Raw genomic sequence first — 24,554 nt, 5'->3', positions numbered from 1 at the left:
CAAGGGCGAGGCAGGGGTCACGAGGGGCCGAGCCGCGACGCCGGAGGCGGCGCCAACAAGCACGGCGGGTCCGCCCTGGTGCGGACGACCAGGGCGGACCCGCCGCGCCGCGGGTCCGTCGGCGTGCCGTAGCGGGTTCGGCGGCCGACAAGCCCTTCGGACCCACCGGCTCGTACCGGCTGCGCGGCCGGTGGGTCGTCGTCTCCCCCCAGTGCGGGCGCCAGTCCGGCGGCTTCCCACCACTGAGGAGACCCCTCTGCTCCTCAGTGACGAACGGGGGCCGCCACCGCTGGAACCTCATCCCCGAAACGCCCCGCCTTCCCCAACGAGGACCCTTCGGGAACACACCGGAACGAGCATGTCAGCCGCGCGTGGGGGCCGACCCCCGCGCGCCGGTTCCGGTCCGTAAAATGCCTGCTCAGATGGGGAAGATGGTTTTCCGGTCCGGACGGGGCGGCCGGCAGACACGACTACGGGCGGGCCGCGACACATGAGCAGTTCGGGACCGGTGCTTGGCCCTCGTGGGCAGTTCGCGGAGCGGTTCGCGCTGCTGTACGCGGAGGCGGGCGAGCCGCCGCTGAAGCGGGTCACCGAGTCGGTGGCGCGGGCCCGGAAGGTGGACGAGCGGGGCCGCCCGGTGCGGGTGCCGGCGCAGCGGGTCAGCGACTGGCGGCGGGGCCGGAACGTGCCGGCGCGCTTCTCGGCGTTGCAGGCGGTGCTGGAGGTGTTGGTCGGCGAGGCGCGCAAGCTGCGGGCGACGCCGGTCGTGGAGGGCCTGTACGACCTGACGGACTGGCATCGGCTGTGGGAGCAGGCGCTGGCGAGCCCGGTCACCTCGGACGAGGAGACGCCGGCGGAGACGGCCGAGGACTCCGGCGCCTGCCCGTACCGCGGCCTGGCGGTGTTCCGGCAGGAGGACGCGGGCTGGTTCTACGGCCGCGAGCGGAGCACGGCGGCCCTGGTGTCGCGGCTGGCGTCGGCGGTGCGGACGGGCGGCATCGTGATGCTGGTCGGCGCCTCGGGCGCGGGCAAGTCGTCGCTGATGCGCGCGGGGCTGGGCCCGGCGGTGCAGGAGGGCGCGCTGGGTCCGGGCGCGTGGCCGACGGTGGTGCTGACGCCGACCGTGGACCCGCTCAAGGAGCTGGTGCGGCTGGTGCCGGAGCTGGCCGAGGCGGTGGACGACGGCTTCACCGACTTCGACGAGGACAAGTTCACGGCCAAGGTCCGTGAGGCGGTGGCCGCCTACGGCGAGCGGGTGGCCGGCCCGGGCGCGCGGCCGGTGCTCATGGTCGACCAGTTCGAGGAGACGTTCACGCTGGCCGACGAGGAGGCGCGGCGCGGGCTGTTCGTGGCGGCGCTGCACGCGGCGTGCACGGGCGAGGGCCAGGCGCTGGTGGTGCTGGGCGTGCGGGCTGACTTCTACGGCCGCTGCCTGGACTACCGCGAGCTGGCCGAGGCGCTCCAGGACCGGCAGATGGTGCTGGGCGCGATGACCGTGGCCGAGCTGCGGGAGGCCGTGGCGCGCCCGGCCCGTGCCGTGGGCCTCACGCTGGAATCGGGCCTCGTCGACCTGATGCTGTCGGACCTGGGCGTGAACACGTCGCGCAACGGCCAGGGCAGCTACGACGCGGGCGCGCTGCCGCTGCTGTCGCACGCGCTGCTGGCGACCTGGCAGCGTCGGCAGGCGGGCCGGATGACCGTGGCCGGCTACCGCGCGGCGGGCGGCATCCAGGGCGCGGTCGCGGCCACGGCCGAGCGCGCCTGGGCCGACCTGGACACGGCCGGTCAGGCGGCGGCGCGGCCGGTGTTGCTGCGGCTGGTCCGCGTCGGCGAGGACACGCAGGACACGCGCCGCCGGTCGAGCCGGCAGGAGCTGCTGGAGCAGGCCGTCAACCCGGCGGCGGCGGCCGAGGCGCTGGAGGTGTTGGCCCGGGCCCGGCTGATCACGCTGGACGCCGGCATCGTGGAGATCACCCACGAGGCGCTGTTGCAGGCGTGGCCGCGGCTGCGCGGCTGGATCGACCGGGACCGTGCCGGCAACCTGCTGCGGCAGCGGCTGGAGGAGGACGCCGAGAGCTGGGAGGCCGAGCACCGCGACGCCACGCTGCTCTACCGGGGTGGGCGGCTGGAGGCGGCCCAGCAGTGGGCCCGCAGCGCCGACGCCAGCGCGCTGACCACCGTGGCCCGGGCGTTCCTGGACAACGCGATCCGTCACCGCCGCCGCGCGACCTGGCTGCGCCGGACCGGCGTGGCCGCCGCCGCGGTGCTGGTGACGGTGGCCGTGGTCGCCGCGACGCTGGCCTTCAACCAGCGGGACGACGCGCTGTACAACGGGGTGCTGGCCGAGGCCGACAACGTCATGGCCACCGACCCGTCGCTGGCCGCGCAGTTGGCGCTGGTGGCGCACCGGATGCGTCCGGACGACCCGGCCGCATCGTCGCGGGTGCTGTCCTCGGCCTCGGCGCCGCTGGCCACCGTGCTCGACGGCCACTCCGGCGCGGTGTACCTGACCACGTTCAGCCCGGACGGGCAGCTGCTGGCCACCGCCAGCTACGACAACACGGTCCGGCTATGGGACGTGCGCGACCGGCAGCATCCGGTACCGATCGGCAAGCCGATCACCGGCTTCGGCAGCTGGGTCAGCTCGGCCGTGTTCAGCCCGGACGGCAAGACGCTGGCCGCGGCCGGCGACGACCACCTGGTGCGGTTGTACGACATCACCGACCCGGCCCGGCCCCGGCTCCTCGGCCGGCCGCTCGACCAGGACACCGGCACCGTCTACCTGGTGGCGTTCAGCCCCGACGGCAAGACGCTGGCCGCCGCCTGCGAGCACCAGAAGACGCAGCTCTGGGACGTGCACGACCTGGCCGCCCCGACGCCGCTGCCCCCGCTGACCGGGCACACCAACCCGGTGCGCTCGATCGCCTTCAGCTCGAACGGCCACTACCTCGCCGCCGGCGGCGACGACAAGACCGTGTTGCTCTACGACGTCTCCAACCCGCGGGCGGCGGTCCAGGTCGGGGCGCCGCTGAGCGGCTACAAGGACACCGTGCACTCGGTGGCGTTCAGCCCGGACAACAGCATGCTGGCCAGCGCCAGCGCGGACGGCTCGGTCCGGCTGTGGAACGTCCGCGACCCGGCGTCGATGTCGGAGATCGGGCTGCCGCTGAGCGGGCTGAGCGCGCAGTGGTCGCTGGCCTTCACGCCGGACGGCAAGGTGCTGGGCTCGGCCGGCGGCGACGGCTCGGCCCGGCTGTGGAACGTGACCAATCCCGAGCAGCCGGGCCTGATCGGCCAGCCGCTGACCGGCAACGGCCTGTACGCCATGGGCTTCAGCCCGGACGGCAGGACGCTGGTCACCGGCGGCGGCGACACCGAGGTCCGGCTGTGGACCATGCCGTCGCCGCTGGGCATCGGGCAGACCGGCTCGATCAACGCGCCCACCCCGCGTCCGGACGGCAAGGTCGTGGCCAGCGGGGCCGCCGACGGCTCGGTGCGGCTGTGGGACACCTCGGATCCGGCGCACCTGCGGCAGCTGGGCATGATCACCGGGCTGGAGGGCGTCAGCCAGACCCGATTCACGCCCGACGGCCGCGTGCTGGTCGTGACCGGCGGCAACAAGGGGGTCCGGTTCTTCGACGTCTCCGACCCGAACCATCCCCGCCAGCTGGGAACGCCGATCCCGCTGGAGACCCGGTACTCGTCCATGCTGGCGATCAGCCCCGACGGCAAGATCATGGCCTCCGACCACGACGACCACACCGCCCAGCTGTACGACATCAGCGACCCGGCGCACCCGCGGCCGCTGGGGCCGCCGGTGATCAAGCACGGCGACCGGCGCAGCGACTACATCTACGACGGCGTGTTCACTCCGGACGGCAAGACGCTGATCACCGCCAGCGCCACCAACACCGTGCGGCTGTGGGACGTCTCCGACCCGGCCGACCCCAAGCCGATCGGCAGTCCGCTGACCGGGCACGAGGACGCCGTCGGCGTGCTGGCGCTGACCCCCGACGGCCAGACCCTGGCCACCGCCGGCGACGACGACTTCGTGCTGCTGTGGGACGTCAGCGACCCGGCCCACCCGCGGCAGCTCGGCCGGCTGACCGGCTACGCCAAGGGCATGCAGTCGGTGAAGTTCAGCGCCGACGGCCGCACCCTGATCACCGGCAACGCCGACCAGGGCGTGCGCATGTGGGACGTCTCCGATCCGGCCAAGCCGGTGGCGATGGGCCTGTCGGTGGTGCAGCGCAACCTGACCTACGACGCCGCCGCCTACCTTCCCGGCACCGACTACATCGTCTACGCGACGAACCCCGACGTGGCGCTGCGGACCCTCGACCTGGACGTCGACCACGCCGTGAACCACATCTGCGCCGCCACCCGCAACGTCCTCACCGAATCCGTCTGGGCCCTACACCTCTCCCAACTCCCTTACTCGCCCCCCTGCCCTTAACAACGCGAGCGCGCCCCCAGCAACGCGAGTCACGCTCTCGGGCGGGCGAGTCCCGTCCTCGGGCCCACCCACCCGGCGCGACCACGCTGGAAAATGCCCGAGGGCGGAACTCGCCCTGGTGCCCGAGAGCGTGACTCGCGGGGGTTCGGCCCCAAACCCACCACCCCCGCGAGTCCCGCCCTCCAGCACACGAAAACCGACATTCAGTGTGCCCGAGAGCGTGACTCGCGGGGGTTTCAGTAGTGGAGGTTGGCGGTGCGTTGGGCGGTTATGCGCTGGGTGATCTGGGTGTCGGCCAGGGGGAAGAGGGACTGCCAGGAGGGGGCGCGGGTGGTTTGGCCGGGGTGTTGGCGGGCCAGCCAGGTCGCGGTCGGGGTGAGGTAGCCAGGGGCGAGGTCGGCCACGGCGACCAGGAGGGCGACGTCCTCCGAGCGAGGGGCGGCGGCCCAGCCGCCCAGGGCCCGCACGGCGGCGGTGCGCATGGTCAGGCCGGCCGGGTGGATGGGCACGCCGCCGTGATCGACGAAGTACTGGGTGAGCACGCCGCGTTCGACCCGGCCGGCGGCGAGGTCGAGGCGCACCGACCGGCGGCTGCCGTCGGCCAGCAGGTCGTCGCCCTGGCCGGCGACCCAGTGGATGTCGGGATGCGCGGCGAAGGCCTCGATGGCGACGGAAAGGCCCTGGGGCAGAAGCAAATCATCGGAGTCGAGGACGTGGACCAGCTCGCCGTCGGCGCGGGACAACGCCAGGTTCCTCGTCACGGCGACGCCGAGCCGCTCGCCGTTGGCTCGGTAGCGGGAGAACGGGAAGCCCTCGACCAGCTCGTGCAGCGACGGCGAAGGGCCGTCCTCCTGCACGATCCACTCCAGTACCCAGCCGGGCGGAAGCTGTTGCGCGGCAATGGAATTGCCGGCCTCGGCCAGTAGCTCGGCCCGGTCGGCCAGCACCGGCGTGAGCAGGGACAGCAGCGGCATCAGGCGTCCAGCTCCAGACCCAGCTCGCGCAGCGCGGCCAGCCGTTGGCGGACCATGGTCATCGACTCGGCCCGCAACGTCCGCCACGCCTGCTCGCCGGTGGTCTGCGCGGTGTGCAACCGGTGCAGCCAGGTCACTTCCGACGTGATGTAGCCGGGCGTCAACTCGGCCAGAGCGACGAACAGGGCACTGTCCTCGGACCGAGGGTTGGCCGCCCAGCCCCCGAGCGCCCGCACGGTCCGGGTGCGCATGGTCAGGCCGGCGCAGTGGATCGGCGGCTCGCCGCGGTCGACGGTGAACTCGTTGATCTTCCCGGGCTCGACGTAGCCGGCCGGGTACTCCAGCGCGAAGGACCGTCGGCTGTCGTCGGGCAACAGGTCGTCGGCCTGGGCGGCGACCCAGTGCACCGCGGGATACGCGTCAAATGCTTCTACGGCAACGGAAACGGCGTTGGGCAGCAACTCGTCGTCCGAGTCGAGCACGTGCACGAGCTCGCCGTCGACCCTGGTCAGTGCGAGGTTGCGGGTGGTGGCGATGCCGAGCTGCTCGCCGTGGGCGGAGTGCAGGGCGAACGGGAAGCGCTCGACGACCGGGGCCAGCGACGACGAAGGGCCGTCCTCCTGGACGATCCACTCCAGCCGCCAGCCCTCGGGAAGCTGTTGCGCGGCAACGCTTTCCCCGGCCCGGGCCAGCAGGTCGGCCCGGCCGGCGTGGGCCGCGGTCAGCACGGACAGCAGTGGCATCAGTTCGTCCCCATCCGCAACCCCAGTGCCCTGGCGGCGGCAAGTCGCTGGTGGATCATCAGGTACGACTCGGCGTGCAGCGCGCGCCAACCCGGTTGCCGCACCGTCTGCCCTTCATGGCTGCGATACAGCCATGACGGGGTGGCGTCGACGTATCCGGGCGCGAGTTCGGAGATCGCCGCGACGAGCTCGATATCCTCGGCACGCGGATTGGCGCACCAGCCGCCGACCGCACGAATGATCGTCGTCCGCGCGGTGAGACCGGCGCAGTGGATCGGCGAACGCCGGTGTTCCTTGACGTACGCACCGATTGCACCACGGGCGTGCACACCCTCGGGCAGCAGCTGGAAGTAGACCGCGTCGGCCATCCGCGGCCGACCGACGACCCACTGGATCTCGGGGTGCGCGTTGAACGCCCCGATCGCCCGAGCCAAGGCGCCGGGCAGCAGCACGTCATCCGAGTCCAACACCCGCACGAGTTCGCCGCGAACCCTGGCCAGCGCCAGGTTTCTGGTCACGGCGACACCCAACTGCGTGCCGTTGGCGGCGTAGAAGGCTTGGGCGCCCTCGCCCAGTCGCGGCCGTTCGCCGTCCTCCTGGACGACCCACTCCAGCTCCCAGCCGGGCGGAAGCTCTTGCGCGGCAACGGATTCACCGGCGGCGGCCAGCACGTCGGCGCGATCGCCGTGCACGGCCGTGAGCACGGACAGCAGTGGCATCAGGCCATCGCCTTCAGCCGCCGCATCGACTCGATGCGCTGCCGGATCACCGTCCAGCACGCGGGATCCAGGTCCGGCCAGTCGTCGGCGCGGGTCATCTGGCCGGGATGCTGCCGGTACAGCCAGGTGACCTCGGGCGTGTGATAGCCGGCGGCGACCTCGGCCGCGGCCACCACCAGCGCCATGTCCTCGGCCCGGGGCAACGCCGCCCAGCCGCCGACCGCGCGGGCCAGGTCGGTGCGCAACGTCAGGCCGGCCGGATGAAACGGGCCGCGGCCGTGTTCCAGCACGTAGTCGTTGACCGCGCCGGCCTCGACGCGGCCGGTCGGCGAGATCGGCTCGAAGCTCACGCGGCTGCCGTCCGGCATGAGGTTGTCGGCCTGGCCCGCGACCCAGCCGATGTCGGGGTTCCGTTCGAAGGCGGCGATCACCGTGGCGAGGCCGTTGGGCGCCATCAGGTCGTCCGAATCGAGGACGTGCACGAGGTCGCCACGGGCCCGTGACAAGGCCAGATTGCGGGTGGCGGCCACGCCCATGCCCACCCCGAGCGCACGGTGCGACGTCACCGGAAAACCGGCCACGACCGACCCCAACGACGGCTCCAGGCCGTCTTCCTCGACGATCCACTCCAGCTCCCAGCCGGGCGGCAGCGCCTGCGCGGCCAGGCTGTCGCCGGTGGCCGGCAGCAGCGGGGCTCGGTCGGCGAGCGCGGCGGTCAGCACCGAGACCAGGGGCATGACCGTGAACGTACTGGAGAGTCCCGCCGAAACCTGCCCAGGGTGACGAACGGCCCACGTAGAGTCCCCGCCATGCGTCTTCTCTCGAGACTGGGCGGCCTGCGTGTGGTCGTCGGGGTGCTCACCGCGATCAGCGCGCTGCAGCTCGCGCTGATCACGATCGGCAACATCACGGACTACGACACGAACTACGCGTTCGTGCAACACGTGTTCGCGATGGACACCACGTTCAAGTCGCCGCACCTGATGTGGCGGGCCATCACCAGCCCCGGCCTGGTGACCACGGCCTACGTCCTGATCATCGCCTGGGAGGGCCTGGCGGCGATCGCGCTGATCGCCGCCGTCGTGGCCTGGATCCGGGGCAGCGAGGCGGCGAAACGGCTGTCCTCGCTGGGCTGGCTGATGGAGGCGATGCTGTTCGGCGGCGGCTTCATCGCCATCGGCGGCGAGTACTTCCAGATGTGGCAGTCCTCCAAGTGGAACGGCCTGTCCGCCGCGCTGCAGAACGTGATCATCGCCTCCGTCGGCCTGATCCTGGCCAACCTGGTGGCATCACGGGGCCGTGAGCGCGCAGGGGACCTCGAGGTAGACGACAGTCGGGCCGCCTAGCGGGCTGGTCACCAACAGGGTTCCGTCGAAGGCGGCCAGCCGGCGCTCCAGCCCGTGCAGGCCGCCGCCCGGCTCGACGCTGGCGCCGCCACGCCCGTCGTCGCCGACCACCGCCACCAACTTTCCGTCCGAATAGGACAGCCGCAGCCACACTGTGTCGGCCGCGCCGTGCTTGGCGATGTTGGTCAGGGCCTCGGCGATCGCGAAGTACACCGCCGACTCCACCGGCTCCGGCGGCCGCCCCGGCAGGTCGATGGCCACCTGCACGGGCAGCGGACTGGCCAGCGCCAACGCCTGCAGCGCGCCCTCAAGGCCCCGGTCGGCCAGCACCGGCGGCAGGATGCCGCGCACCAGCCCCCGCAGCTCGGCCAGCGCGGTGGTGGTGGACTCCCGGGCCTCGGCCAGCAACTGCTTGGCCATCTCCGGGTCGTCGTCGACCGTCTCCTCGGCCATGCCCAGGCTCATGCCCAGCGCCACCAGCCGAGCCTGCGCCCCGTCGTGCAGGTCCCGCTCGATGCGTCGCAGCTCGGACGCGTGCGTGTCCACCGACACCGCCCTCGATTCGGACAGCTGCGCCACCCTCGTGGTCAGCTGGGTGTTGGCCACCGCCGCCTCGGTCGGCCCCAGCAGACCGGCGATCACGGTGGCGTTGAGCCAGATCAGCCGGGGTGACACCCAACTCCAGAAGATCAGCTCGGCCGCGCCCAGCGGCACCACGAACCACGATTCGCCCTCGGTGCGGACGGAGAAGCCGAGCACCTGGATGTCGCCGCCGTCCGGCACGAACAGGGCGAACCACAGCGGCGTCAGCAGCCAGAACAGGCCGCCGAGCAGCAGCGCCACCACCAGGATGCTGGTGATCAGGCCGACCACGATGTTGGACAGCAGCCAGCTCAGGTCCCGCCAGGTCGCCGGGTCGCCGGCGGCGATGCGGAACCGCGCCACCCAGTTGTCGGCCGCGCCGATCGGCCGGTACGGGCGGGCCACTTCACGGCCGAGCAGGCTGCCGGCGACCGACCGGTGCAGGTCGGCGAACCGGCGGCTCAGCGCCACCGCGGCGATGACCGTCGGCACGCCGACCCAGAGCGGGATCAGGGCCGTGGAGACGATCACGAAGACCAGCACGGGGATGCCCAGCAGGCTGGCGATCGCCAGGCCGAGCGCCACCGGCACGAGTCGCAGTCGCGTCATCATGCGGGAGACCAGGGTGATCGGTGGGGCCACAACGGCCATTCTCCTCAAACCCGACTGGCCGACAGCCGCTTTGCGGCAAGTCGCTCGGGGTCCGGCCAGCGCACGTCGTGGGCCCAGCCGAGCCGTTCGAAGATCCAGATGACCCGGGCGCTGGGATCGACCTGGCCGGGCAGCGCGCCGTGCCGGGCGCAGGTGGGGTCGCTGTGGTGCAGGTTGTGCCAGGACTCGCCCATGCTCAGCACGGCCAGCCAGGCCACGTTGCGTGACTTGTCGCGGACCTCGAACTCCTCGGCCCCGAACGTGTGGCAGATCGAGTTGATCGACCACGTGACGTGGTGCAGCAGCGCGACGCGGACCAGCGAACCCCAGAAGAACGCCGTGAGGGCGCCCTGCCACGACATGCTCCACAGGCCGCCGACCAGCGCCGGCACCAGCAGCGACACGGCCACCAGCAGCTCGAACCGCTCGTGCACCCGCTTGATCGCCGGATCGGCCAGCAGGTCGGGGCAGAACTTCTCGGCCGAGGTCCGCTCACGATCGAACAGCCAGCCCACGTGGGCGTGCAGCAGGCCCTTGGTCAGCGCCTTCCAGTCCGAGCCGAACCGCCACGGCGAGTGCGGGTCGCCGGCCCGGTCGGCGTACTTGTGGTGGCGGCGGTGGGTGGCGACCCAGTCGATCACGCCCATCTCCAGCGCCAGGCTGCCGGCGATGGCCAGTCCCACCCGCAGCGCCGGTGTGGCGCGGAACGAGCCGTGCGTGAACAGGCGGTGGAATCCCACCGTCACGCCGAATCCGGACACGAAGTAGAAGACCACGACGATCACGACATCGTGCCAGCCGAGGCCCCAGCCCCAGGCCAGCGGCACCGCGGCGAGCAGCGCCAGTAACGGCAGCACGACGAAGACGGCCACCAGCGACCGTTCCAGGGCGCCCTTCGGTTCGGGATCGAGATCGGGCCTGGCCAGCGCTGTGGGCACGGGAACCTCCGGGTAGTTCGAACGTGTCCCAAACACTGCCGGGTGGGGAAGCCCAGGTCAGGATGCCTGGACTCCGAACTCGTGGTGGGCTTAGACCTACTGTCGACTCCCCCACCACGCCGATTGGACCAGCACGCTCATGACCGCTGAAAGCTCGCTGCCCGTGCAGGTCGTCGACACCATGGAGCACCTCGACGGCCGGCACGCCGGTTACCGTCGGGCCCATGCCCGTGGCGCCTGCTTCGTGGCCACGTTCACGCCCACCGGCGACGCCGCCAAGTACACGACCGCCGCTCACCTGTCCGGCGAGCCCGTCTCGGCCACCGTGCGTTTCTCCAACGGCAGCGGCAATCCCGCCATGCCCGACACCCAGCCCGGCGGGCGGGGCATGGCCGTCAAGTTCGCGCTGCCCGACGGCACCGCCACCGACCTCATCGGCGTGAACCTTCCTCGCTTCCTGGTCGCCACCCCTGCCCAGTTCCTCGACCTCGTGCGGGCGCTGGCCGCCGACAAGGACGCCGGCAAGGGCGACAAGGCCCACCTTCAGGGCTTCCTGGCCGCCAACCCCAGCTCCATCCCCGCCTTCCAGGCCCTGGGCGAGATGGGCGTGCCGGCCAGCTTCGGCACCACCGCCTACGCCGCCCTGCACGCGTTCATGTGGGTGAACGCCGACGGCGACCGCCAGGCCGTGCGCTACCGCTGGGCCCCCTCCCTCGGGGAGCAGAACCTCGGCCCCGACGAGATCGCCAACGAGGAAGAACAGTTCCTCATCAGCGAGTTCGCCTCACGACTGGGCCGCGGTCCCGTGACGTTCACCCTGCACGCCACGTTGGCCGATCCCTCCGACCCCACCCACGACGCCACCCAGGTCTGGCCGGCCGACCGCCCGGAGATCGCCGTGGGCGAGTTGACCGTCACCGGCGAGGTCTCCGACCAGGACCACTGGGCCGCGCAGATCTTCGACCCGACCAACCTCACCCCGGGCATCGAGCTGTCCGACGACCCACTGCCCAACCTGCGCAACGCCGCCTACTCGGTGTCGTACGACCGCCGCAGCAAGGGCGAGTAGGCGTCAGCCCGGAGTCGGCTCGGCCCCGGCCTCACGGCGGCCGAGCCCGCGACGCCGCAGGCGCGGAGAAGGTACTGCCGGCCCCCAACGCCGCTCGGCCCCGCCGGTGCTTCGCACGATTGCCGGATTTCGCCCGCCGCCACCGAACGCACCCACCCACCCAAGCCGACGCGGCGGGCTAAATCCGGCAAGGGCGAGGCACCGGTCACGAGGGGCCGAGCCGCGACGCCGGAGGCGGCGCCATCAAACACTGTCGGCCCACTTGAAGGTGCGCAGTCCGATGGCTCCGAAGAGGACGGCGAAGCCGAGTAGGGCCGACAACGGGATCAGGACGGCGTAGCCGCCGGACAGGGTCTGGCGGACGGCGTCGTTGAGGTAGGTCAGGGGCATGAAGCGGGACGCGGTGGTGAGCCAGGGCGGGGCCAGCTCCAAGGGATAGAAGGAGCCGGACAGGAAGGCCATGGGGATCATGATGCAGTTGGCGATGGCGGCCACGGCATCGGGATTCGGGGCTACCCGGGCGACGAGCACGCCCATGGCGAAGAAGGTCAGGCTGCCGACCATCAAGACCAGAGGCAGCAGCACGATGCTCGGCGAGGTGACGGTGAGTCCGAAGGCGGGCAGCAGAGAAACGCCGAGGAACAGGACGGCCTGGGCGATGGCCAGGCCGACGGTGACGACGTACCAGCCGGACAGCAAAGAGGTGATGGGCGTCGGGGTCGTGCGGACGAGGCGGAGCAGGTCGTCCTTGCGCCACTGGACGATCGAGTAGGCGACGCCGAACATGGCGGAGTTGCCGACGGCCCAGTCCAGGACGCCGGCGGTGAGCTGGTTCATGTGGCCGGGCCCGCCAAACAGGAGTCCGAACAGGACGATGAACAGCAACGGGAACGCGAACGTGAAGAACAGGGCGATCCTGTTGCGCAGCATGGCGATCAGGTAGGCGCCGGCGGCGGCGTTCATGCGGCCACCAACGCCAGGTAGGCGTCTTCCAGAGTGGCGGCGCCGGTCCGCTCACGCAGGGCCGACGGGGTGTCAACGGCGACGATCTGTCCACGATGGAGGATCGCGACGCGGTCGCACAGGTGCTCGGCCTCATCGAGGTGATGCGTGGTGTAGATGACGGTGCGGTCGGACAAGCTCTTGAGCAGTCCCCAGAGTTGCTTGCGGGCCAATGGATCCAGCGCAGCAGTGGGCTCGTCCAGGAACAGGATCTCGGGGTCGTGGGTGAGCGCGGAGGCGATAGCCAGGCGCTGGCGCTGACCGCCGGACAGTTTCTCGACCCGGGTGTCGGCGCTCTCGTCGAGACCGACGAGCGTGAGAACCTCATCGGCCCGAGAGCGGGAAATCCGGTGCAGGGCGGCGACGCGGCGCAGGTGCTCACGGGCCGTGTGGCGGGTGAAGAACGCGGACGACTGGGTCTGAATGCCCAGGCGGGCCAACAGGTCCAGGTCACGCGGCCAGGGCGATCGACCGAAGACCCGGACGGAACCCGAGTCGGCGGGGCGCAGACCCTCGACGATCTCGACCAGCGTGGACTTGCCGGCCCCGTTGGGGCCGAGCACGCCGAAGAACTCCCCCTCGTGCACCGACAGCGTGACGCCGTCTACGGCCTTCCTTGGCCCGTAACGCTTTCGCAGGCCCTCTACCTCGATGATCATGGCGGTTCCCCCCTCGGTCCCAACAGGGCACGAAGCCCCTCGGTGTACGCCTCGAACGCGCGCCGGCCGGCGGGCGTCAGGGCGACGTAGGTCACGGGCGTGCGACGCTCGTGGGTCTTGCTGATCTCCACGTACGCGGCGTCCTCGAGCTTGCGCAGGTGCGTGGAGAGGTTGCCCGCGGTCATGTCCAGAAGTTGTTGCAACCGCGGGAAAGTCAGCCGGTCACCGGCCCCGAGCGTGGACAGCGCGACCATCACGCGCAGCCGGGCCTGGGCATGGATGACGGGGTCGAGCTCCGGCCACGGCTCGCTCATCCGCGACGCCGGATCGCGTAGTACACCGACAGCGCCAGCATGCCGCCGCCACCGGCGAAGGCCAGCACCAGGAAGTTGCCCGGCACGCCGGCCAACACGCTGCCGGCGGCCGAGACCAGGATCCAGACGCCGAGCGCGTACATCGGCACGTCGCGCCACACCATCGCGCCGGCCAGGTACATCAGCCCGACGACGGCCAGCGAGCTGGACGTCCACATCAGACTGACGACGTCCCAGGACGGCATCAGCCGCTCCTGCAACGAGGACTGTACGACCGAGTTGGCCGCGAACGCCAGCCCCCAGGCCGTGCCGTACATGGCGCCGACCGTGCGGGACGGGCCCCGCATCCCCCTGGAGGCCCGCACCCCCAGCACGATCGGCAACACGAGGGCGATCGCGCCGAGGACTCCGAGCACCACACCGGACAACGCCGCCGGCACGACGCCGTGCAGCGCCAGATACCAGCCGCCGAAGCCCAGCAGGTACGCCAGTCCCCAGGCAAACGTGATCAGCTCCGGCCGTACCCCCCGCCGCCGACGCAGCTCGGCCCGCTGCCCCTCGATCAGCGCCAGCGACTCCGCCGGCGACAACTCGCCCTCGCCGTCCATCTGCCCACCCCCTCGCGAACCCTCAAGCAACTTTGTAACACAAAGTACCTCGTCCCGCAAAGAGATCATGGTGTGGGTTACCCTGTGATCACGCTGGGTCACCCGCGCGAGGGGGGAGCGCCACATGCCCGATCTGCCGTTGATCTCCGGCCCCGAGTTCCCGATCGGCCTCTACTGGCCGCCGCCGCCGGAATTCACCACACTCGCGCGCTACCAGGAGATCGCCGCCGCCGGCTTCAGCTTCCTGATCACCGGCAACTACCTGGGCGACGGCACCATCATCGGCTCGGCGCTGCAGCAGGCCGACGCGGTCGGCCTCAAGGTGTTGGTGTTCGAGGACACGCAGCTGCTCAACCTCACCCGCTGGTTCACCCTCGGCGACGACCGCTCCGCGCCGATGTCGATCTCCATGTCCGACGGCGCCGAGCTGATCCGCCGGGTCGAGGCGGCCTACGGCCCGCATCCCTCGCTGGCCGGCTACAACCTGTTCGACGAGCCCGACTACAACAAGTTCGACACCGTCGGCCGGGCCTTCCAGCTCGTGCGACAGAACGCCCCGGCCCGCCTGCCGTACTGCAACCTCCTACCGGACCTCGGCCGCGCGCCCGGCGACTACCCGAACTACCTGGAACGGTTCTGCCAGGTGGTGCAGCCTTCCCTGCTGTCGTTCGACCGCTATCCGATGACCTCGGCGTCCGGCTCGTTCGACGTCGACTACTTCACCAACTGGGTGGATTTCCGCGAGGTCGGCCTGCGGCACAACCTGCCGACGTGGACCTACATCCAGGCGGTCGGCACCAACTGGTACCGGGTGCCGACCACCGCCGAGATGCTCTTCCTGATCAACGTCAGCCTGGCCTACGGCTGCAAGGGGATCCAGTACTTCACCTACTGGCAGCCGGATCCGGCCCGCGGCGAGGACTTCCAGCCGGCGCTGATGGACCTCAACGGCAACCAGACCGCCCGCTACCAGGGCGCCAGGACGATCAACACGACCTGGCTGCGGCAGGTCGGCCGGGAGCTCAAGCCGCTGGTGTCCGAGCGGGTCATGCACTTCGAGGAGCCGGCCGACCCGGCGCGGATCACCGAGTTCAGCCCGGACGCCTTCGTCAGCGCGGTGGCCGGGGACCCGGTGATCATCGGGCAGTTCACCTCGGGCGCGCCGGGCCGCTGGCTGCTCGTGGTCAACCGCTCCTTCAGCACCACCAGCACGACCTCGCTGTGGTTCGGGCCCGCGGTGTCGTCGGTGACGCTGTTCGATCCGGGCTCCCAGACCTACCGGTCGGTGCGTGACCCTTCCACCGTCACCGTGATGCTGCCGGCCGGCGGCGCGGCGCTATACCGCCTCCAGTAACCAGGTCTGCCCCTCGCGGTAGAGCCGGCGGGTGGCCTCGTCGTGCAGGCCCGGCAGTCCCGGCCGGACCTGTGCGCCGCAGGCCACCTCCTGGAGGTAGGCCAGGTGCCGGTAGCCGACCGGGAACCGGGCCAGGCGGTCGGCGTCCAGGCCCAGGACGGCCGCCGGGTCGAGGGCGTGCATGCGGTCGGACTCGTAGATCGGTTGACGGTGTGCGATACGCCATTCGCCCTCATGGCGCGCGAAGAAGTCGTAGAACCGGCCGGTGCACACCACGTCGACCTCGACGCCGTGCACGACTCCGCGCTGGGTGATGGTCATCTTGGTCTGGGCGATGGCGTGGCCGCCCACGACGTCGACCGCGGTGCCACCGAGGAAGTGCAGAATCCGCACACCCTCGGCGAAACCCTTGCGGCTGGCCCGGATGAACTCCTCGTACGGGCCCTCGAACCAGGTGGCGCTCATCCAGCCGTTGGGGTGCCAGACGTCGCGAAAGCGGTCCCAGTCGCCGGCGTCGCGATAGAGGACCCAGCGCTGCACCACCGCGGAGATCTCCAGTTCGTCCATCTCTCGACGCTAGGAGTGACCCACGAGTACGGTCGACACCGGACTTCCACCCGGTGAAAGGACTTGTCGACGATGGCAGCGGAGCCTCGGCGCAACGTGGTGCGCAGGCTGCTCAGCGTCCTGGCCACCTTCGACACCGTGACGCCCACCCAGTCGCTGACCGAGATCGCCGCCCGCACCGAGCTGCCGTTGCCCACCGCGCACCGGTTCCTGGCCGAGCTGACCACCGGCGGCTGGCTGGAACGGTTGCCGGACGGGCGATACCGGGTGGGGCTGCGGCTGTGGAAGCTCGGCACGCTCGCCCCCAGCTACCGCAACCTGCGCGAGCTCGCCCTGCCGTACATGCAGGATCTCCAGCACGCCACCCGGGAGAGCGTCCAACTGGCCGTGCTCGACGGGCGGACCGCGCTGTGCGTGGAGAACATCAACGGCGTGCGATCGGTGTCGACGATGAGCCGTATCGGCGGGCGATTGCCGTTACATGCCACCGGAACCGGCAAGGTGCTGCTGGCCGCGGCCGGCACCGAGCTGCTGAAGGCGCTGGCGGAGAAGGGATTCCGCCGCTTCACCCGGTACACGATCATCGAGCCCGGGCGGCTGGCCCGCAATCTGGCGGCCGTGCGGGACGAGCAGGTCGCCTTCTCCCGCGAGGAGATGACCCTCGGCGCGTGCTCGGTGGCCTCGCCCGTGACCGGCGAATCCGGCGAGGTGATCGCCGCGGTGTCGATCGTCGCCCACTCGTCGGTGGACATCGACCGGCTGGCCTTCGCCGTGCGGACCGCGGCCAGCGGCATCTCCCGCCAGACCCGGCTGCTGTAGGCCGTTTGTCACGGCTGAACCGTGATCGCCGGCCCAGGCGGTTGGCCGGGTCACGGCCCAGAATCGGGGCATGCGCTTCCCCGTACTGACCGCCGGCGTGACGGCCGTGACCGCCGTGGTGGACATCGTGCAGTTCGCCGTCCCCGGCACGTTGGAGCGGCTGGAGCGGACGCCCGCCCTGCTGCACGGCGAGTGGTGGCGGGCCGTGACCTCGCTGTTCGTGCAGGACGGCGGCATCGCCGGGACCGTGTCCAACCTGCTGTTCCTGGTGCTGCTGGGCACCCTCGCCGAGCAGGTTCTCGACAAGCCGCGGTGGCTGGTGCAGTACTTCGGCGTCGGCATCGCCAGCGAGTTCCTCGGGTGCCTGTGGCAGCCGGTCGGCGGCGGCAACTCCATCGCCCTCTGCGGCCTCGCCGGCGCCGTGGCCGTGGCGCTGTGGCGGCGCGACGTCCGGCTGCCGGGGTGGGCCTCGCCGGCCGCCGTGCTGTGGTGCGGGGCGTTGCTCGCCACGGCGTGGCTCCCCCTGATCTTCGTCGGCATCGTCGCGGCGGGCGTCATGCAGCGGCGAGCCTGGGCCATGCGGCCGGCCGCCGTCAGCGTGCTCGCCGTCGGCATCGCGCTGTCGGCCCTGACCAACCTGCACGGCGGCTCGCTGCTGATCGGCCTCGTGGTGGCCCTGGGCACTGCATCGTGGCGAAATTCGGCCGCGATCGCCGCGCCCGCTGCCTAGGCTGCCGATGTGGGCGAAATCGATCTGGTTGCGGCGTTTCCGGCGCGCTTCGCGGCTGACGCGCGGGTGGCCGTCGAGGTCATGCCGCCGCCCCGGCTGTGGAACGCCACGCCGTTCGAGGTCGAGGTGGACGGCGAGACCGTGGCGATCCCGGATCGGCTCTACCCCGTCGAACCCACACCCGCGACGGAGTCCGGGCTCACCGCCCCACAGCGGCTGATCCTGGACTGCCTCTACACGCGCAACAACGACGGCTGGGTCCGACAGCGGCGGCTGGCCACACTGCTCGACTCCACCGAGCCGTTCGTGGCCCCATTCGTGCTGAAGCTCGTCGGCGAGTACGTGCTGGAGATCGTGAGGACCATCGAGGATGCCGCCCCGGGGCCGTACCCGGACTTCGCCGCCCGCAACCCGGCCTTCGTCGGACTCACCATGGCCCGGGTCATCAGCTACTGGAACGAGTACTACCGACGCAGCTACCGGGACTATCACGAGTATCCCGGCTACCGGGTGCTCCGCCGGCTGACCGGATCTGCGGGAACCCGCAGTTCGGTGTGATGCTGGGCGGGACTCGCGGGGGTGTGCTCGAAGGTGTGGTTCGGTGGGTCTGGCTCGCGGGGGGTGTGGGAGCGCTACCAGGTGGGTGTTGACCGAATCGGTTCAGGTTGCGAGGATCGTGTCTGCCTCCGCCAGAGTGACGCTCCCGGAGGTGTACCCATGATCCGGTTCCCAGCACTGCTGGGCTCGGTGGCGCTGGCCGTGACCTGCCTCGCCGCGCCCGCGGCCCAGGCCGTCACGGCCGGGCCGGCGGTCACGGTCGGCGCGGCCGCCAGCGGCCACGTCGGCCAGGACTTCGCCGGCTTCAGCTACGAGAAGGACCGCATCGGCGCGGGCATGTTCGACGCCGCCGACACCAATCTGGTGCGACTGTTCCGGCTGCTCGGCCCGAGCTCGCTGCGCATCGGGGCCAACCTGGTCGACATGACGCCGTGGAACCCGAACGGGGCCGGCGGCTCGCCGACCGAGGTAGCCCCGTCCGACGTGCTCAAGCTGGCCAAGTTCGCCAAGGCGACCGGCTGGAGCGTGATCTACGGCCTCAACCTCAAGACCGGCACGCCGGAGAGCGCGGCCGACGAGGCGGCGTTCGCGGCCAAGGCCCTGGGCCACAGCCTGGCGGCGTTCGAGGTCGGCAACGAGCCGAACTTCTACCGCACCGAGGCGGCCTACGAGGCCTCGTACGAGTCCTACGTGACGGCGATCCGGGCCAAGGTGCCGGGCGCGGTGTTCGACGGCCCGGGCGTGACGAACGGCCAGAACGCGTGGCTGCCGCCGTTCACGGCCAAGGAGAAGTCCAACGGCCTGAGCATGCTGACCATGCACAGCTACATCGGCGACCAGACCACCGGCACCATTGCCGGCATGCTGGCCGCCAACGGCAAGGGCTACGAGGACAAGGACGAGACGGCGCTGCAGACCGCCAAGGCAGCCAACAACATCCCCAAGTGGCGGATGAGCGAAGCCAATTCGTACTACCACGGCGGCACCGCCGGCGTGAGCAACGTGCAGGCGGCTTCCCTGTGGTCGCTGGACTTCATGTACGGCATCGCCGCGCACAACGGTGACGGCGTGAACTTCCACGGCGGCACCTCGACGCAGTGGCCGCTGAACTACTCGCCGATCAAGTTCGACAACCTGGCGCCGGTGGGCGTGCAGGGCGTGTTCTACGGCGAGCTGCTGTGGTCGCTGGCCGGCACGGGCGCCGTGCACCCGGCCACCGTCACCGGCGCGACCGACGTGACGGCGTGGGGCATCGGCAACAACGTCATCGTCAACAACAAGGGCACGTCGGCGCAGACGTTCACGGTGAACCTGCGCTCGGCGGCGTTCATGGGCACCGAGTACGTGCTGACCGCCCCGACGCTGGACTCCACGGCGATCACCATCGCCGGCTCGGGTGTGGACGTGAAGGGCTCGTTCCACCCGGCGCCGAAGCTGGTGCGCGTGCACGGTCACACGGCGACGATCACCGTGCCGGCCGGCAGCGCCGCGCTGCTGAAGACGGTCTGATCCCGGTGTCCTGAACCGCCGTCGTTGTCCAGGCGACGGTTCAGGACACGGCGCCGAGGATGATGTCGCGGAGCCAGCGCTGCGCGGGGTCGGCATCCAGGCGGGCGTGCCAGAGCATGGTGACCTCCACCTCCGGCAGCGCCACGGGGATGGGAAACGACCGCACACCAACGGTTGCGCCGTACATGTCGGCCAGTCGGCGTGGCACCAGGCCGATGAGGTGGCTCGACGCCACCAGATGCAGGGCCACCACGAAGGTCGGCACGACGGCGGCGACATGCCGTTGCCGCCCAACGGCTTCCAGCGCGTCGTCGAGGGGACCGCGGGCCCGGCCCCGGCGCGAGGCCGAGACGTGCGGATGCCGGCACAGCTGGGCCAGCGTGGGCCGCCGGCTCAGGGCGCTGTCCGCACGGACGATGCCAACCACACTTTCCTTGTACAGCACCGCAGTGCGGATGTCGGTGGCCGGCTCCTCGACCACGCCGATGTCGATGTCGATGGAGCCGTCGCGCAGGGCTTCGGCGCTCTCGCTGCCTTCGGCGACGAAGCGCAGCACCACACCGGGCGCGACCGCCGCCACGGCGTCCATCACGGCCGTGACGAGCGTGGCGGCGACGCCGTCGTTGATACGCAAGGTGAACGTCCGCTTGAGGTCGGCGACCGAGACCTCGCGGTCGGCGCTGATAAGAGCGGACGCCTCGTCGAGCAGGGACCGTACGCGGGGCGCGGTGCGCAACGCGAACGGCGTGGGGGCCATGCCGCGGCCGGCCCGCACCAGGATCGGGTCGTCCATGGCCCGCCGCAGCCGGCCCAGCGCCCGGCTGGTGGCCGGGATGGACAGGTGCAGGCGCTCGGCCGCACCGGTCACGCTGCCGTCCTGGAGCAGCGCGTCGAACACGCGCAGCAGGTTCAGGTCGAGCTCCATAGTTGCATCGTACGCAACTGTCTGTTGCCACATTTGCGTGGCGCGACCTATCAGAGCGCTCCTAGCGTTGTGGGCACGACAACGAAGGAGACGCATCATGCCGAGCACCGGTGACCAACTCGCGGTGGTCAGCCAGGGCGCCTGCACCGTCACACTGCTGGACGCCGTCGATCACGGCGTGCGGACGGTGCTGACCGTGCCCGCCCAGCCGCACGAGCTGCTGTTCGACGCCGAGCACCGCCTGCTGTACTGCACCAGCACGTATCACGACGGCTACTACGACGCCAACGCCGGCCGCAACCACCAGCTCACCGTGATCGACCCGGACGCCGGGCGGATCGTGGAGGTGCTGGACCTCTCCCCCGAGCACGGCCCGCACGGGCTCGCCCTCGACGTGGCCCGCCGCCTGCTTTACGTCAGCGTCGAAGCCGGGCCGGCCGGTCCGGGCGGGGTGGTCGTACTGGACACGGTCACCCGCCGAGTGTTGCGGCGGATCGACACGCCGGCCCCCGGCCCGCATTGGTTCGCCCTCGGCCCGGGCGGCGAATTCGGCTATGCCACGAACAAAGAGGCGCCGTACGTCACCGTCGTCGAGCTGGCCACCGGCACGCTGGTGGACAAGATCCCGGTGCCGGGCAGCGAGGGCATTTCCCTCAGCCCGGACGGATCGACCCTCGCCGTGGCCGCGCCGAAGGCCGGCACGCCCGGCGCGGAGCCGGGCGTGCGGCTGATCGACACCGGGACCGGCGTGATCGTGCGGACCCTGCCGACCGAGCGGTTCCTGATCCCCGTGCACTGGACCTCGTCCGGTCTGCTGCTGGCCGGCGAGCTCGGGCCGAACGGCGTCAAGTTCGACCCGAACCCCCGCCCTGACGGCCGGCTGGCGGTGTGGGCCGGGCCGTCGCCGACCGCCGTCGAGCCGGTCGGCTCGGCTCCGGTCGGCGCCGGCCCGCTCACCCTGACGTCCTCGCCCGAGGGCGATCGTGCTTATCTGGCCGGCATTTTCGACTCCTCGGTGACCGTGGTCGACCTGACCGTGCCGGCCCGGCCGGCGGTGCTGGACACCCTCGCCATCCCGCGCGCCGGCATGGCCGGCGCGCACGGGTTGGCGTACATCCCGGCGGCCTGATTCCCTTACACCGTCAGCTCCGCCCCGGTCCACCGGCGGCGGAACTGCCGGTCGCGGGACACCACGACCACCGCGCCGGCGAAGGTCTCCAGGGCGATCTCCAGCTCCTCGGCCAGCGCCGGCGGCAGATGGTTCGTCGGCTCGTCGAGCAGCAGAACGTCCACTTCGGACGCCAACAGCCGAGCCAGTTCGAGTTTCCGCTGCTGGGCAACGGACAGCTCGCCCACCGGCGTCGACAGGTCGTCCTCGGCGAACAAACCCAGGGCCAGCAACCGGTCGGCGTGGTGGTCGAACGTGCCGGCGCGTCCCCGGGCGAACATGGCCAGCACACTGCGATCCGGCGTCCGGACAACACTTTCCGCCGCCAGATAGCCGATCCGTCCACTGCGGACGATCGACCCCATGTCGGGCTGGCGCTGGCCGGCGAGCAACGACAGCAGCAGCGACCGGCCCGGACCGTCGACCAGCAGCCGCGATCCCGGCTTGATGGTCAGCGGGCCGGCGGTCAGCCGCCCGCGCACGGTGAGGCGGGTGGTGGTGAGACCGCCGGAGCCGAAGGTCTCGAACCGAAGCGGGTCGGGCGGCCTCGGCACGGGCGTCGCCCACAGGTGCTTGGCCCCGCGCTCGATGGCCGTGACCCAGCCGAGGTACTCCCGCTCCCACCGCTTGCGCGCGGTCCACTTCTCCTTGAGGTAGCCGGCGTATCCGTTGCGGTAACGGGTGATCTTCTCGGCGGTGGCCTCGACGATGGTGGTGGCGAAGCGATCCAGCAGCAGCCGGTCGTGGGTCGCCATCACCAGCCGGCCGGGGTGGTCTCCCGGCACTTCGGCGGGCTCGTCGAGCACCAGCAGGTCCGGCTCGTCGACCAGCTGCCGGAGCACGGCGGAGCGGTTCTCGCCGACGACGCCGATCCGCTCGCCGGGACGGACCGCGAGGCGAACGGGCGAAAGGGACAGAGTTGACATGGACACCTACCGCGAAATGAGCATGCGGACATGCCCGCCGGGCGATCTACGCCTCGGACGCGGGCCGGAACAATGCCAGGTGTCAGCTCAACATGGTCCGGCGAGGGTGACAGGACGGCCAGCGGCCCGTCAACCGGATATTCGACGGCGGAGGTGCTCGGCGGTCGGCTCGTTGATGCCGGCGGCCACCGCCTTCTCGAAGGCGGCACGGGCGGCGTCCTTGTCCCCCAGCCGGTTCAGCAGCTCGGCCCGGCTGGCGTGCCACCACGGGTACGACTCCAGGTCGGCGATGCCGTCCACCAGCGCCAACCCGGCGGCTGGGCCGTCCCGTTCGGCGACGGCGGCGGCCCGGTTCAGCCGGACCACCGGCGTGTCGTGCACGGTCAGCAGCACGTCGTACCAGGAGACGACGGCCTCCCAGTTGGTCTCCGCGTACGACGGCGACAGGGCGTGACAGGCGGCGATCGCGGCCTGCACGGCGAACCGATTGTCGGGACCACGTCTCAGGGCCACCCCGACCAGCTCGACGCCCTCCTTGATCGCCCGCCCGTCCCACCGCGTCCGGTCCTGGTCGGCCAGCAACACCGGCTGGCCGTCGACCGATCGCGCCGCGCGGCGGGACTCCTGCAACAGCATCAGGGACAGCAGGCCCAGCACCGTCGGCTCGTCGGGCATCAGCTCGGCCAGCACCCGGCCCAGCCGCAGCGCCTCCGCGGCCACCCCGGCCCGGCCGATGTCGGCGTACCCCTCGTTGAAGATCAGGTAGACCGTGGTGGCCACGCCGTCGAGCCGGTCCGGCAGCTCCTCGGCCGCCGGCACCCGGTACGGGATGCCCGCGGCGGCGATCTTCTGCTTGGCCCTGGTCAGCCGCTTGGCCATGGTCGCCTCGGGCACCAGCAGCCCGCGCGCCACCTCGGCCGTGGACAGGCCGCCCAGCGTGCGCAGGGCCAGCGCCACCTGCGCGTCGAGCGACAGGAACGGGTGGCAGCAGGTGAACACCAGCCGCAGCAGGTCGTCCCGGACGACCTCGGCCGGCTCGTCGTCGACGGGGTGCTCCATCGCCGCGGCCTCCTTGTCGGCCCGACGGCCCTCGCGCCGGATGTGGTCGATGGCCTGCCGCTTGGCCGCGACCAGCAGCCACGCGCGCGGGTTGTCCGGCACGCCGTCGCGCGGCCAGGTCTCCAGCGCGCGGACCATGGCGTCCTGGGCCGCGTCCTCGGCCAGGACGACGCTGCCGGTGACGCGGATCAGCGTGGCCAGCACGCGGCCGTACTCCTCGCGTACCAGCCGCGCGACCGCGTCACCGGCGGAGCTCATGCGAACGTGACCACGGGGCGGACCTCGACGGCGCCGCCGTTCCACGCGGCCGGGATCCGGGCCGCCGTCTTGACGGCTTCCTCCAGGTCGGCGCACTCCAGCACGTAGTAGCCGGAGAGGACCTCTTTGGTCTCGGCGTACGGGCCGTCGGTGGTCAGCACGTCGCCGCCCTTGCCGCCGGTGACCCGGACGGTGGTCGCCGTCGCGGTCGAGTGCAGGGCGTTGCCGCCGCGCAGCACCGCCGCCGCGGCCTGGCCGAACTCGGCGTACTCGGCGCCCATCTCGGCCGCCCCGGACTGGTTGAAGTCCATGTCGGGGGTGTAGATGAGGGCGATGTAGGTGGTCATGGCTGCTCCCAAGGCTGCGGGCCGGCTCCGTTCGCCGACCGACACCCTAAGGACGAACGGCCTCCCCCGCCCGAGGACACCCCGCACCACAAAACCTCGGCGAGTCCCGCTCTCCGGCACACCGAAATACGGTTTTGTGCAGAACTGAGCCCCGAGGCTCAGTTCTGCATGAGCGCGGGTTTCGGTGTGCCGGAGAGCGGGACAGTGAGGATGTAGATGGTGGTCCTCCCGACCCGGTCTGACCCCGAGCGGGACCGGCGTGATGCCTTGCGC

24 protein-coding genes are annotated in these 24,554 nt (G+C 71.3%); 9 read left to right on the top strand and 15 right to left on the bottom strand.

The features are described 5' to 3' along the window. The first annotated feature begins 508 nt into the window (after positions 1 to 508). Positions 509 to 4,456, top strand: a complete 3,948-nt coding sequence (locus AB0M73_RS46270; RefSeq protein WP_363906000.1) for an AAA family ATPase — start codon at positions 509 to 511, stop codon at positions 4,454 to 4,456. Between the two features lie 236 nt (positions 4,457 to 4,692). Here AB0M73_RS46270 and AB0M73_RS46265 read toward each other — a convergent pair whose 3' ends face one another. The 4 genes from AB0M73_RS46265 to AB0M73_RS46250 are packed head-to-tail and all read right to left on the bottom strand — an operon-like array spanning position 4,693 to position 7,629. Beyond that, positions 4,693 to 5,430 (bottom strand): glycosyltransferase family A protein, encoded by a 738-nt coding sequence (locus AB0M73_RS46265; RefSeq protein ID WP_363905998.1) that lies wholly within the window; start codon positions 5,428 to 5,430, stop codon positions 4,693 to 4,695. Next, the gene (locus AB0M73_RS46260) at positions 5,430 to 6,173 is read right to left on the bottom strand and encodes a glycosyltransferase family 2 protein (RefSeq protein ID WP_363905996.1); all 744 of its coding nucleotides are present in this window, start codon (positions 6,171 to 6,173) and stop codon (positions 5,430 to 5,432) included. Before AB0M73_RS46260 ends, AB0M73_RS46265 begins: the two co-directional genes overlap by 1 nt. Next, complete coding sequence (locus tag AB0M73_RS46255) at positions 6,173 to 6,892, bottom strand: glycosyltransferase family 2 protein (RefSeq protein ID WP_363905994.1); 720 nt, start codon at positions 6,890 to 6,892, stop codon at positions 6,173 to 6,175. Before AB0M73_RS46255 ends, AB0M73_RS46260 begins: the two co-directional genes overlap by 1 nt. Next, the gene (locus AB0M73_RS46250; protein ID WP_363905992.1) at positions 6,892 to 7,629 is read right to left on the bottom strand and encodes a glycosyltransferase family 2 protein; all 738 of its coding nucleotides are present in this window, start codon (positions 7,627 to 7,629) and stop codon (positions 6,892 to 6,894) included. The genes AB0M73_RS46255 and AB0M73_RS46250 overlap by 1 nt, the downstream gene beginning before the upstream one ends. A gap of 72 nt (positions 7,630 to 7,701) precedes the next feature. On the opposite strand from AB0M73_RS46250, the gene AB0M73_RS46245 reads away from it, so the two are divergent. After that, positions 7,702 to 8,238 carry a DUF2165 domain-containing protein gene (locus tag AB0M73_RS46245; protein ID WP_363905990.1) on the top strand — a complete coding sequence of 179 codons (537 nt, stop codon included), beginning with the start codon at positions 7,702 to 7,704 and terminating at the stop codon, positions 8,236 to 8,238. On the opposite strand, the gene AB0M73_RS46240 is transcribed toward AB0M73_RS46245, so the two are convergent. Both AB0M73_RS46240 and AB0M73_RS46235 read right to left on the bottom strand, forming a co-directional pair. Further along, positions 8,182 to 9,462 carry a sensor domain-containing protein gene (locus AB0M73_RS46240; RefSeq protein WP_363905988.1) on the bottom strand — a complete coding sequence of 427 codons (1,281 nt, stop codon included), beginning with the start codon at positions 9,460 to 9,462 and terminating at the stop codon, positions 8,182 to 8,184. The genes AB0M73_RS46245 and AB0M73_RS46240 overlap by 57 nt on opposite strands. A gap of 14 nt (positions 9,463 to 9,476) precedes the next feature. After that, complete coding sequence (locus AB0M73_RS46235) at positions 9,477 to 10,397, bottom strand: acyl-CoA desaturase (protein WP_363906002.1); 921 nt, start codon at positions 10,395 to 10,397, stop codon at positions 9,477 to 9,479. 151 nt (positions 10,398 to 10,548) lie between these two features. Between AB0M73_RS46235 and AB0M73_RS46230 the strand changes: the two genes are divergently transcribed. Beyond that, positions 10,549 to 11,478: a catalase family peroxidase gene (locus tag AB0M73_RS46230; RefSeq protein ID WP_363905987.1), complete on the top strand. Its 930-nt coding sequence runs from the start codon at positions 10,549 to 10,551 to the stop codon at positions 11,476 to 11,478. Positions 11,479 to 11,721: 243 nt separating this feature from the next. Here the strand turns inward: AB0M73_RS46230 and AB0M73_RS46225 are convergent, their stop codons facing one another. The 4 genes from AB0M73_RS46225 to AB0M73_RS46210 are packed head-to-tail and all read right to left on the bottom strand — an operon-like array spanning position 11,722 to position 14,061. Then, on the bottom strand, positions 11,722 to 12,441 hold the full coding sequence (locus AB0M73_RS46225) for an ABC transporter permease (protein ID WP_363905986.1): 720 nt from the start codon (positions 12,439 to 12,441) through the stop codon (positions 11,722 to 11,724). Then, positions 12,438 to 13,139 carry an ABC transporter ATP-binding protein gene (locus tag AB0M73_RS46220; protein ID WP_363905984.1) on the bottom strand — a complete coding sequence of 234 codons (702 nt, stop codon included), beginning with the start codon at positions 13,137 to 13,139 and terminating at the stop codon, positions 12,438 to 12,440. The genes AB0M73_RS46225 and AB0M73_RS46220 overlap by 4 nt, the downstream gene beginning before the upstream one ends. Next, entirely contained in the window at positions 13,136 to 13,453 is a 318-nt protein-coding gene (locus AB0M73_RS46215; protein ID WP_363905983.1) for a transcriptional regulator, read from the bottom strand. Before AB0M73_RS46215 ends, AB0M73_RS46220 begins: the two co-directional genes overlap by 4 nt. Then, positions 13,450 to 14,061 (bottom strand): hypothetical protein, encoded by a 612-nt coding sequence (locus tag AB0M73_RS46210; protein ID WP_363905981.1) that lies wholly within the window; start codon positions 14,059 to 14,061, stop codon positions 13,450 to 13,452. The genes AB0M73_RS46215 and AB0M73_RS46210 overlap by 4 nt, the downstream gene beginning before the upstream one ends. 124 nt (positions 14,062 to 14,185) lie before the next feature. Here AB0M73_RS46210 and AB0M73_RS46205 point away from each other — a divergent pair, with 124 nt between their 5' ends. Continuing rightward, on the top strand, positions 14,186 to 15,415 hold the full coding sequence (locus AB0M73_RS46205; RefSeq protein ID WP_363905979.1) for a hypothetical protein: 1,230 nt from the start codon (positions 14,186 to 14,188) through the stop codon (positions 15,413 to 15,415). On the opposite strand, the gene AB0M73_RS46200 is transcribed toward AB0M73_RS46205, so the two are convergent. After that, on the bottom strand, positions 15,398 to 15,982 hold the full coding sequence (locus AB0M73_RS46200) for a nuclear transport factor 2 family protein (protein WP_363905977.1): 585 nt from the start codon (positions 15,980 to 15,982) through the stop codon (positions 15,398 to 15,400). The genes AB0M73_RS46205 and AB0M73_RS46200 overlap by 18 nt on opposite strands. Before the next feature lie 72 nt (positions 15,983 to 16,054). Here AB0M73_RS46200 and AB0M73_RS46195 point away from each other — a divergent pair, with 72 nt between their 5' ends. The 4 genes from AB0M73_RS46195 (at position 16,055) to AB0M73_RS46180 (ending at position 19,598) form a co-directional block, all read left to right on the top strand. Further along, complete coding sequence (locus AB0M73_RS46195; RefSeq protein ID WP_363905975.1) at positions 16,055 to 16,801, top strand: IclR family transcriptional regulator; 747 nt, start codon at positions 16,055 to 16,057, stop codon at positions 16,799 to 16,801. A 70-nt stretch (positions 16,802 to 16,871) separates the two neighbouring features. Next, on the top strand, positions 16,872 to 17,531 hold the full coding sequence (locus tag AB0M73_RS46190) for a rhomboid family intramembrane serine protease (protein WP_363905973.1): 660 nt from the start codon (positions 16,872 to 16,874) through the stop codon (positions 17,529 to 17,531). Positions 17,532 to 17,540: 9 nt separating this feature from the next. Next, positions 17,541 to 18,089: a hypothetical protein gene (locus AB0M73_RS46185; RefSeq protein ID WP_363905971.1), complete on the top strand. Its 549-nt coding sequence runs from the start codon at positions 17,541 to 17,543 to the stop codon at positions 18,087 to 18,089. 159 nt (positions 18,090 to 18,248) lie between these two features. Continuing rightward, positions 18,249 to 19,598: a hypothetical protein gene (locus AB0M73_RS46180; protein ID WP_363905970.1), complete on the top strand. Its 1,350-nt coding sequence runs from the start codon at positions 18,249 to 18,251 to the stop codon at positions 19,596 to 19,598. Between the two features lie 40 nt (positions 19,599 to 19,638). Here the strand turns inward: AB0M73_RS46180 and AB0M73_RS46175 are convergent, their stop codons facing one another. Continuing rightward, complete coding sequence (locus AB0M73_RS46175; protein WP_363905968.1) at positions 19,639 to 20,523, bottom strand: LysR family transcriptional regulator; 885 nt, start codon at positions 20,521 to 20,523, stop codon at positions 19,639 to 19,641. Between the two features lie 97 nt (positions 20,524 to 20,620). On the opposite strand from AB0M73_RS46175, the gene AB0M73_RS46170 reads away from it, so the two are divergent. Continuing rightward, positions 20,621 to 21,652, top strand: coding sequence for a YncE family protein (locus tag AB0M73_RS46170; RefSeq protein ID WP_363905966.1), 1,032 nt, complete (start codon positions 20,621 to 20,623; stop codon positions 21,650 to 21,652). Positions 21,653 to 21,657: 5 nt separating this feature from the next. Here the strand turns inward: AB0M73_RS46170 and AB0M73_RS46165 are convergent, their stop codons facing one another. The 3 genes from AB0M73_RS46165 to AB0M73_RS46155 all read right to left on the bottom strand — a co-directional run bounded on the left by AB0M73_RS46165 (position 21,658) and on the right by AB0M73_RS46155 (position 24,281). Then, positions 21,658 to 22,617, bottom strand: coding sequence for an ATP-binding cassette domain-containing protein (locus AB0M73_RS46165; protein WP_363905964.1), 960 nt, complete (start codon positions 22,615 to 22,617; stop codon positions 21,658 to 21,660). Positions 22,618 to 22,746: 129 nt separating this feature from the next. Beyond that, positions 22,747 to 23,934 carry a sigma-70 family RNA polymerase sigma factor gene (locus AB0M73_RS46160; protein ID WP_363905962.1) on the bottom strand — a complete coding sequence of 396 codons (1,188 nt, stop codon included), beginning with the start codon at positions 23,932 to 23,934 and terminating at the stop codon, positions 22,747 to 22,749. Further along, positions 23,931 to 24,281 (bottom strand): YciI family protein, encoded by a 351-nt coding sequence (locus AB0M73_RS46155; protein ID WP_363905960.1) that lies wholly within the window; start codon positions 24,279 to 24,281, stop codon positions 23,931 to 23,933. Before AB0M73_RS46155 ends, AB0M73_RS46160 begins: the two co-directional genes overlap by 4 nt. Positions 24,282 to 24,554 lie beyond the last annotated feature (273 nt).

It is taken from the genome of Kutzneria sp. NPDC051319 (genome assembly GCF_040682195.1).
Taxonomy (GTDB): Bacteria; Actinomycetota; Actinomycetes; order Mycobacteriales; family Pseudonocardiaceae; genus Kutzneria.
Note: the sequence above shows the minus strand (reverse complement) of the source record. Positions and strands in the feature narration are given on the sequence as shown.

Excerpts from the sequence above, each read along its gene's own strand:
- AB0M73_RS46170 (WP_363905966.1), top strand. The coding sequence starts at position 20,621 with ATGCCGAGCACCGGTGACCAACTCGCGGTGGTCAGCCAGGGCGCCTGC.
- AB0M73_RS46190 (WP_363905973.1), top strand. The coding sequence starts at position 16,872 with ATGCGCTTCCCCGTACTGACCGCCGGCGTGACGGCCGTGACCGCCGTG.
- AB0M73_RS46230 (WP_363905987.1), top strand. The coding sequence starts at position 10,549 with ATGACCGCTGAAAGCTCGCTGCCCGTGCAGGTCGTCGACACCATGGAG.
- AB0M73_RS46160 (WP_363905962.1), bottom strand. The coding sequence starts at position 23,934 with ATGAGCTCCGCCGGTGACGCGGTCGCGCGGCTGGTACGCGAGGAGTAC.
- AB0M73_RS46255 (WP_363905994.1), bottom strand. The coding sequence starts at position 6,892 with ATGCCACTGCTGTCCGTGCTCACGGCCGTGCACGGCGATCGCGCCGAC.
- AB0M73_RS46175 (WP_363905968.1), bottom strand. The coding sequence starts at position 20,523 with ATGGAGCTCGACCTGAACCTGCTGCGCGTGTTCGACGCGCTGCTCCAG.
- AB0M73_RS46215 (WP_363905983.1), bottom strand. The coding sequence starts at position 13,453 with ATGAGCGAGCCGTGGCCGGAGCTCGACCCCGTCATCCATGCCCAGGCC.
- AB0M73_RS46225 (WP_363905986.1), bottom strand. The coding sequence starts at position 12,441 with ATGAACGCCGCCGCCGGCGCCTACCTGATCGCCATGCTGCGCAACAGG.
- AB0M73_RS46195 (WP_363905975.1), top strand. The coding sequence starts at position 16,055 with ATGGCAGCGGAGCCTCGGCGCAACGTGGTGCGCAGGCTGCTCAGCGTC.
- AB0M73_RS46155 (WP_363905960.1), bottom strand. The coding sequence starts at position 24,281 with ATGACCACCTACATCGCCCTCATCTACACCCCCGACATGGACTTCAAC.
- AB0M73_RS46265 (WP_363905998.1), bottom strand. The coding sequence starts at position 5,430 with ATGCCGCTGCTGTCCCTGCTCACGCCGGTGCTGGCCGACCGGGCCGAG.
- AB0M73_RS46165 (WP_363905964.1), bottom strand. The coding sequence starts at position 22,617 with ATGTCAACTCTGTCCCTTTCGCCCGTTCGCCTCGCGGTCCGTCCCGGC.
- AB0M73_RS46245 (WP_363905990.1), top strand. The coding sequence starts at position 7,702 with ATGCGTCTTCTCTCGAGACTGGGCGGCCTGCGTGTGGTCGTCGGGGTG.
- AB0M73_RS46260 (WP_363905996.1), bottom strand. The coding sequence starts at position 6,173 with ATGCCACTGCTGTCCGTGCTGACCGCGGCCCACGCCGGCCGGGCCGAC.
- AB0M73_RS46220 (WP_363905984.1), bottom strand. The coding sequence starts at position 13,139 with ATGATCATCGAGGTAGAGGGCCTGCGAAAGCGTTACGGGCCAAGGAAG.
- AB0M73_RS46205 (WP_363905979.1), top strand. The coding sequence starts at position 14,186 with ATGCCCGATCTGCCGTTGATCTCCGGCCCCGAGTTCCCGATCGGCCTC.
- AB0M73_RS46250 (WP_363905992.1), bottom strand. The coding sequence starts at position 7,629 with ATGCCCCTGGTCTCGGTGCTGACCGCCGCGCTCGCCGACCGAGCCCCG.
- AB0M73_RS46200 (WP_363905977.1), bottom strand. The coding sequence starts at position 15,982 with ATGGACGAACTGGAGATCTCCGCGGTGGTGCAGCGCTGGGTCCTCTAT.
- AB0M73_RS46180 (WP_363905970.1), top strand. The coding sequence starts at position 18,249 with ATGATCCGGTTCCCAGCACTGCTGGGCTCGGTGGCGCTGGCCGTGACC.
- AB0M73_RS46210 (WP_363905981.1), bottom strand. The coding sequence starts at position 14,061 with ATGGACGGCGAGGGCGAGTTGTCGCCGGCGGAGTCGCTGGCGCTGATC.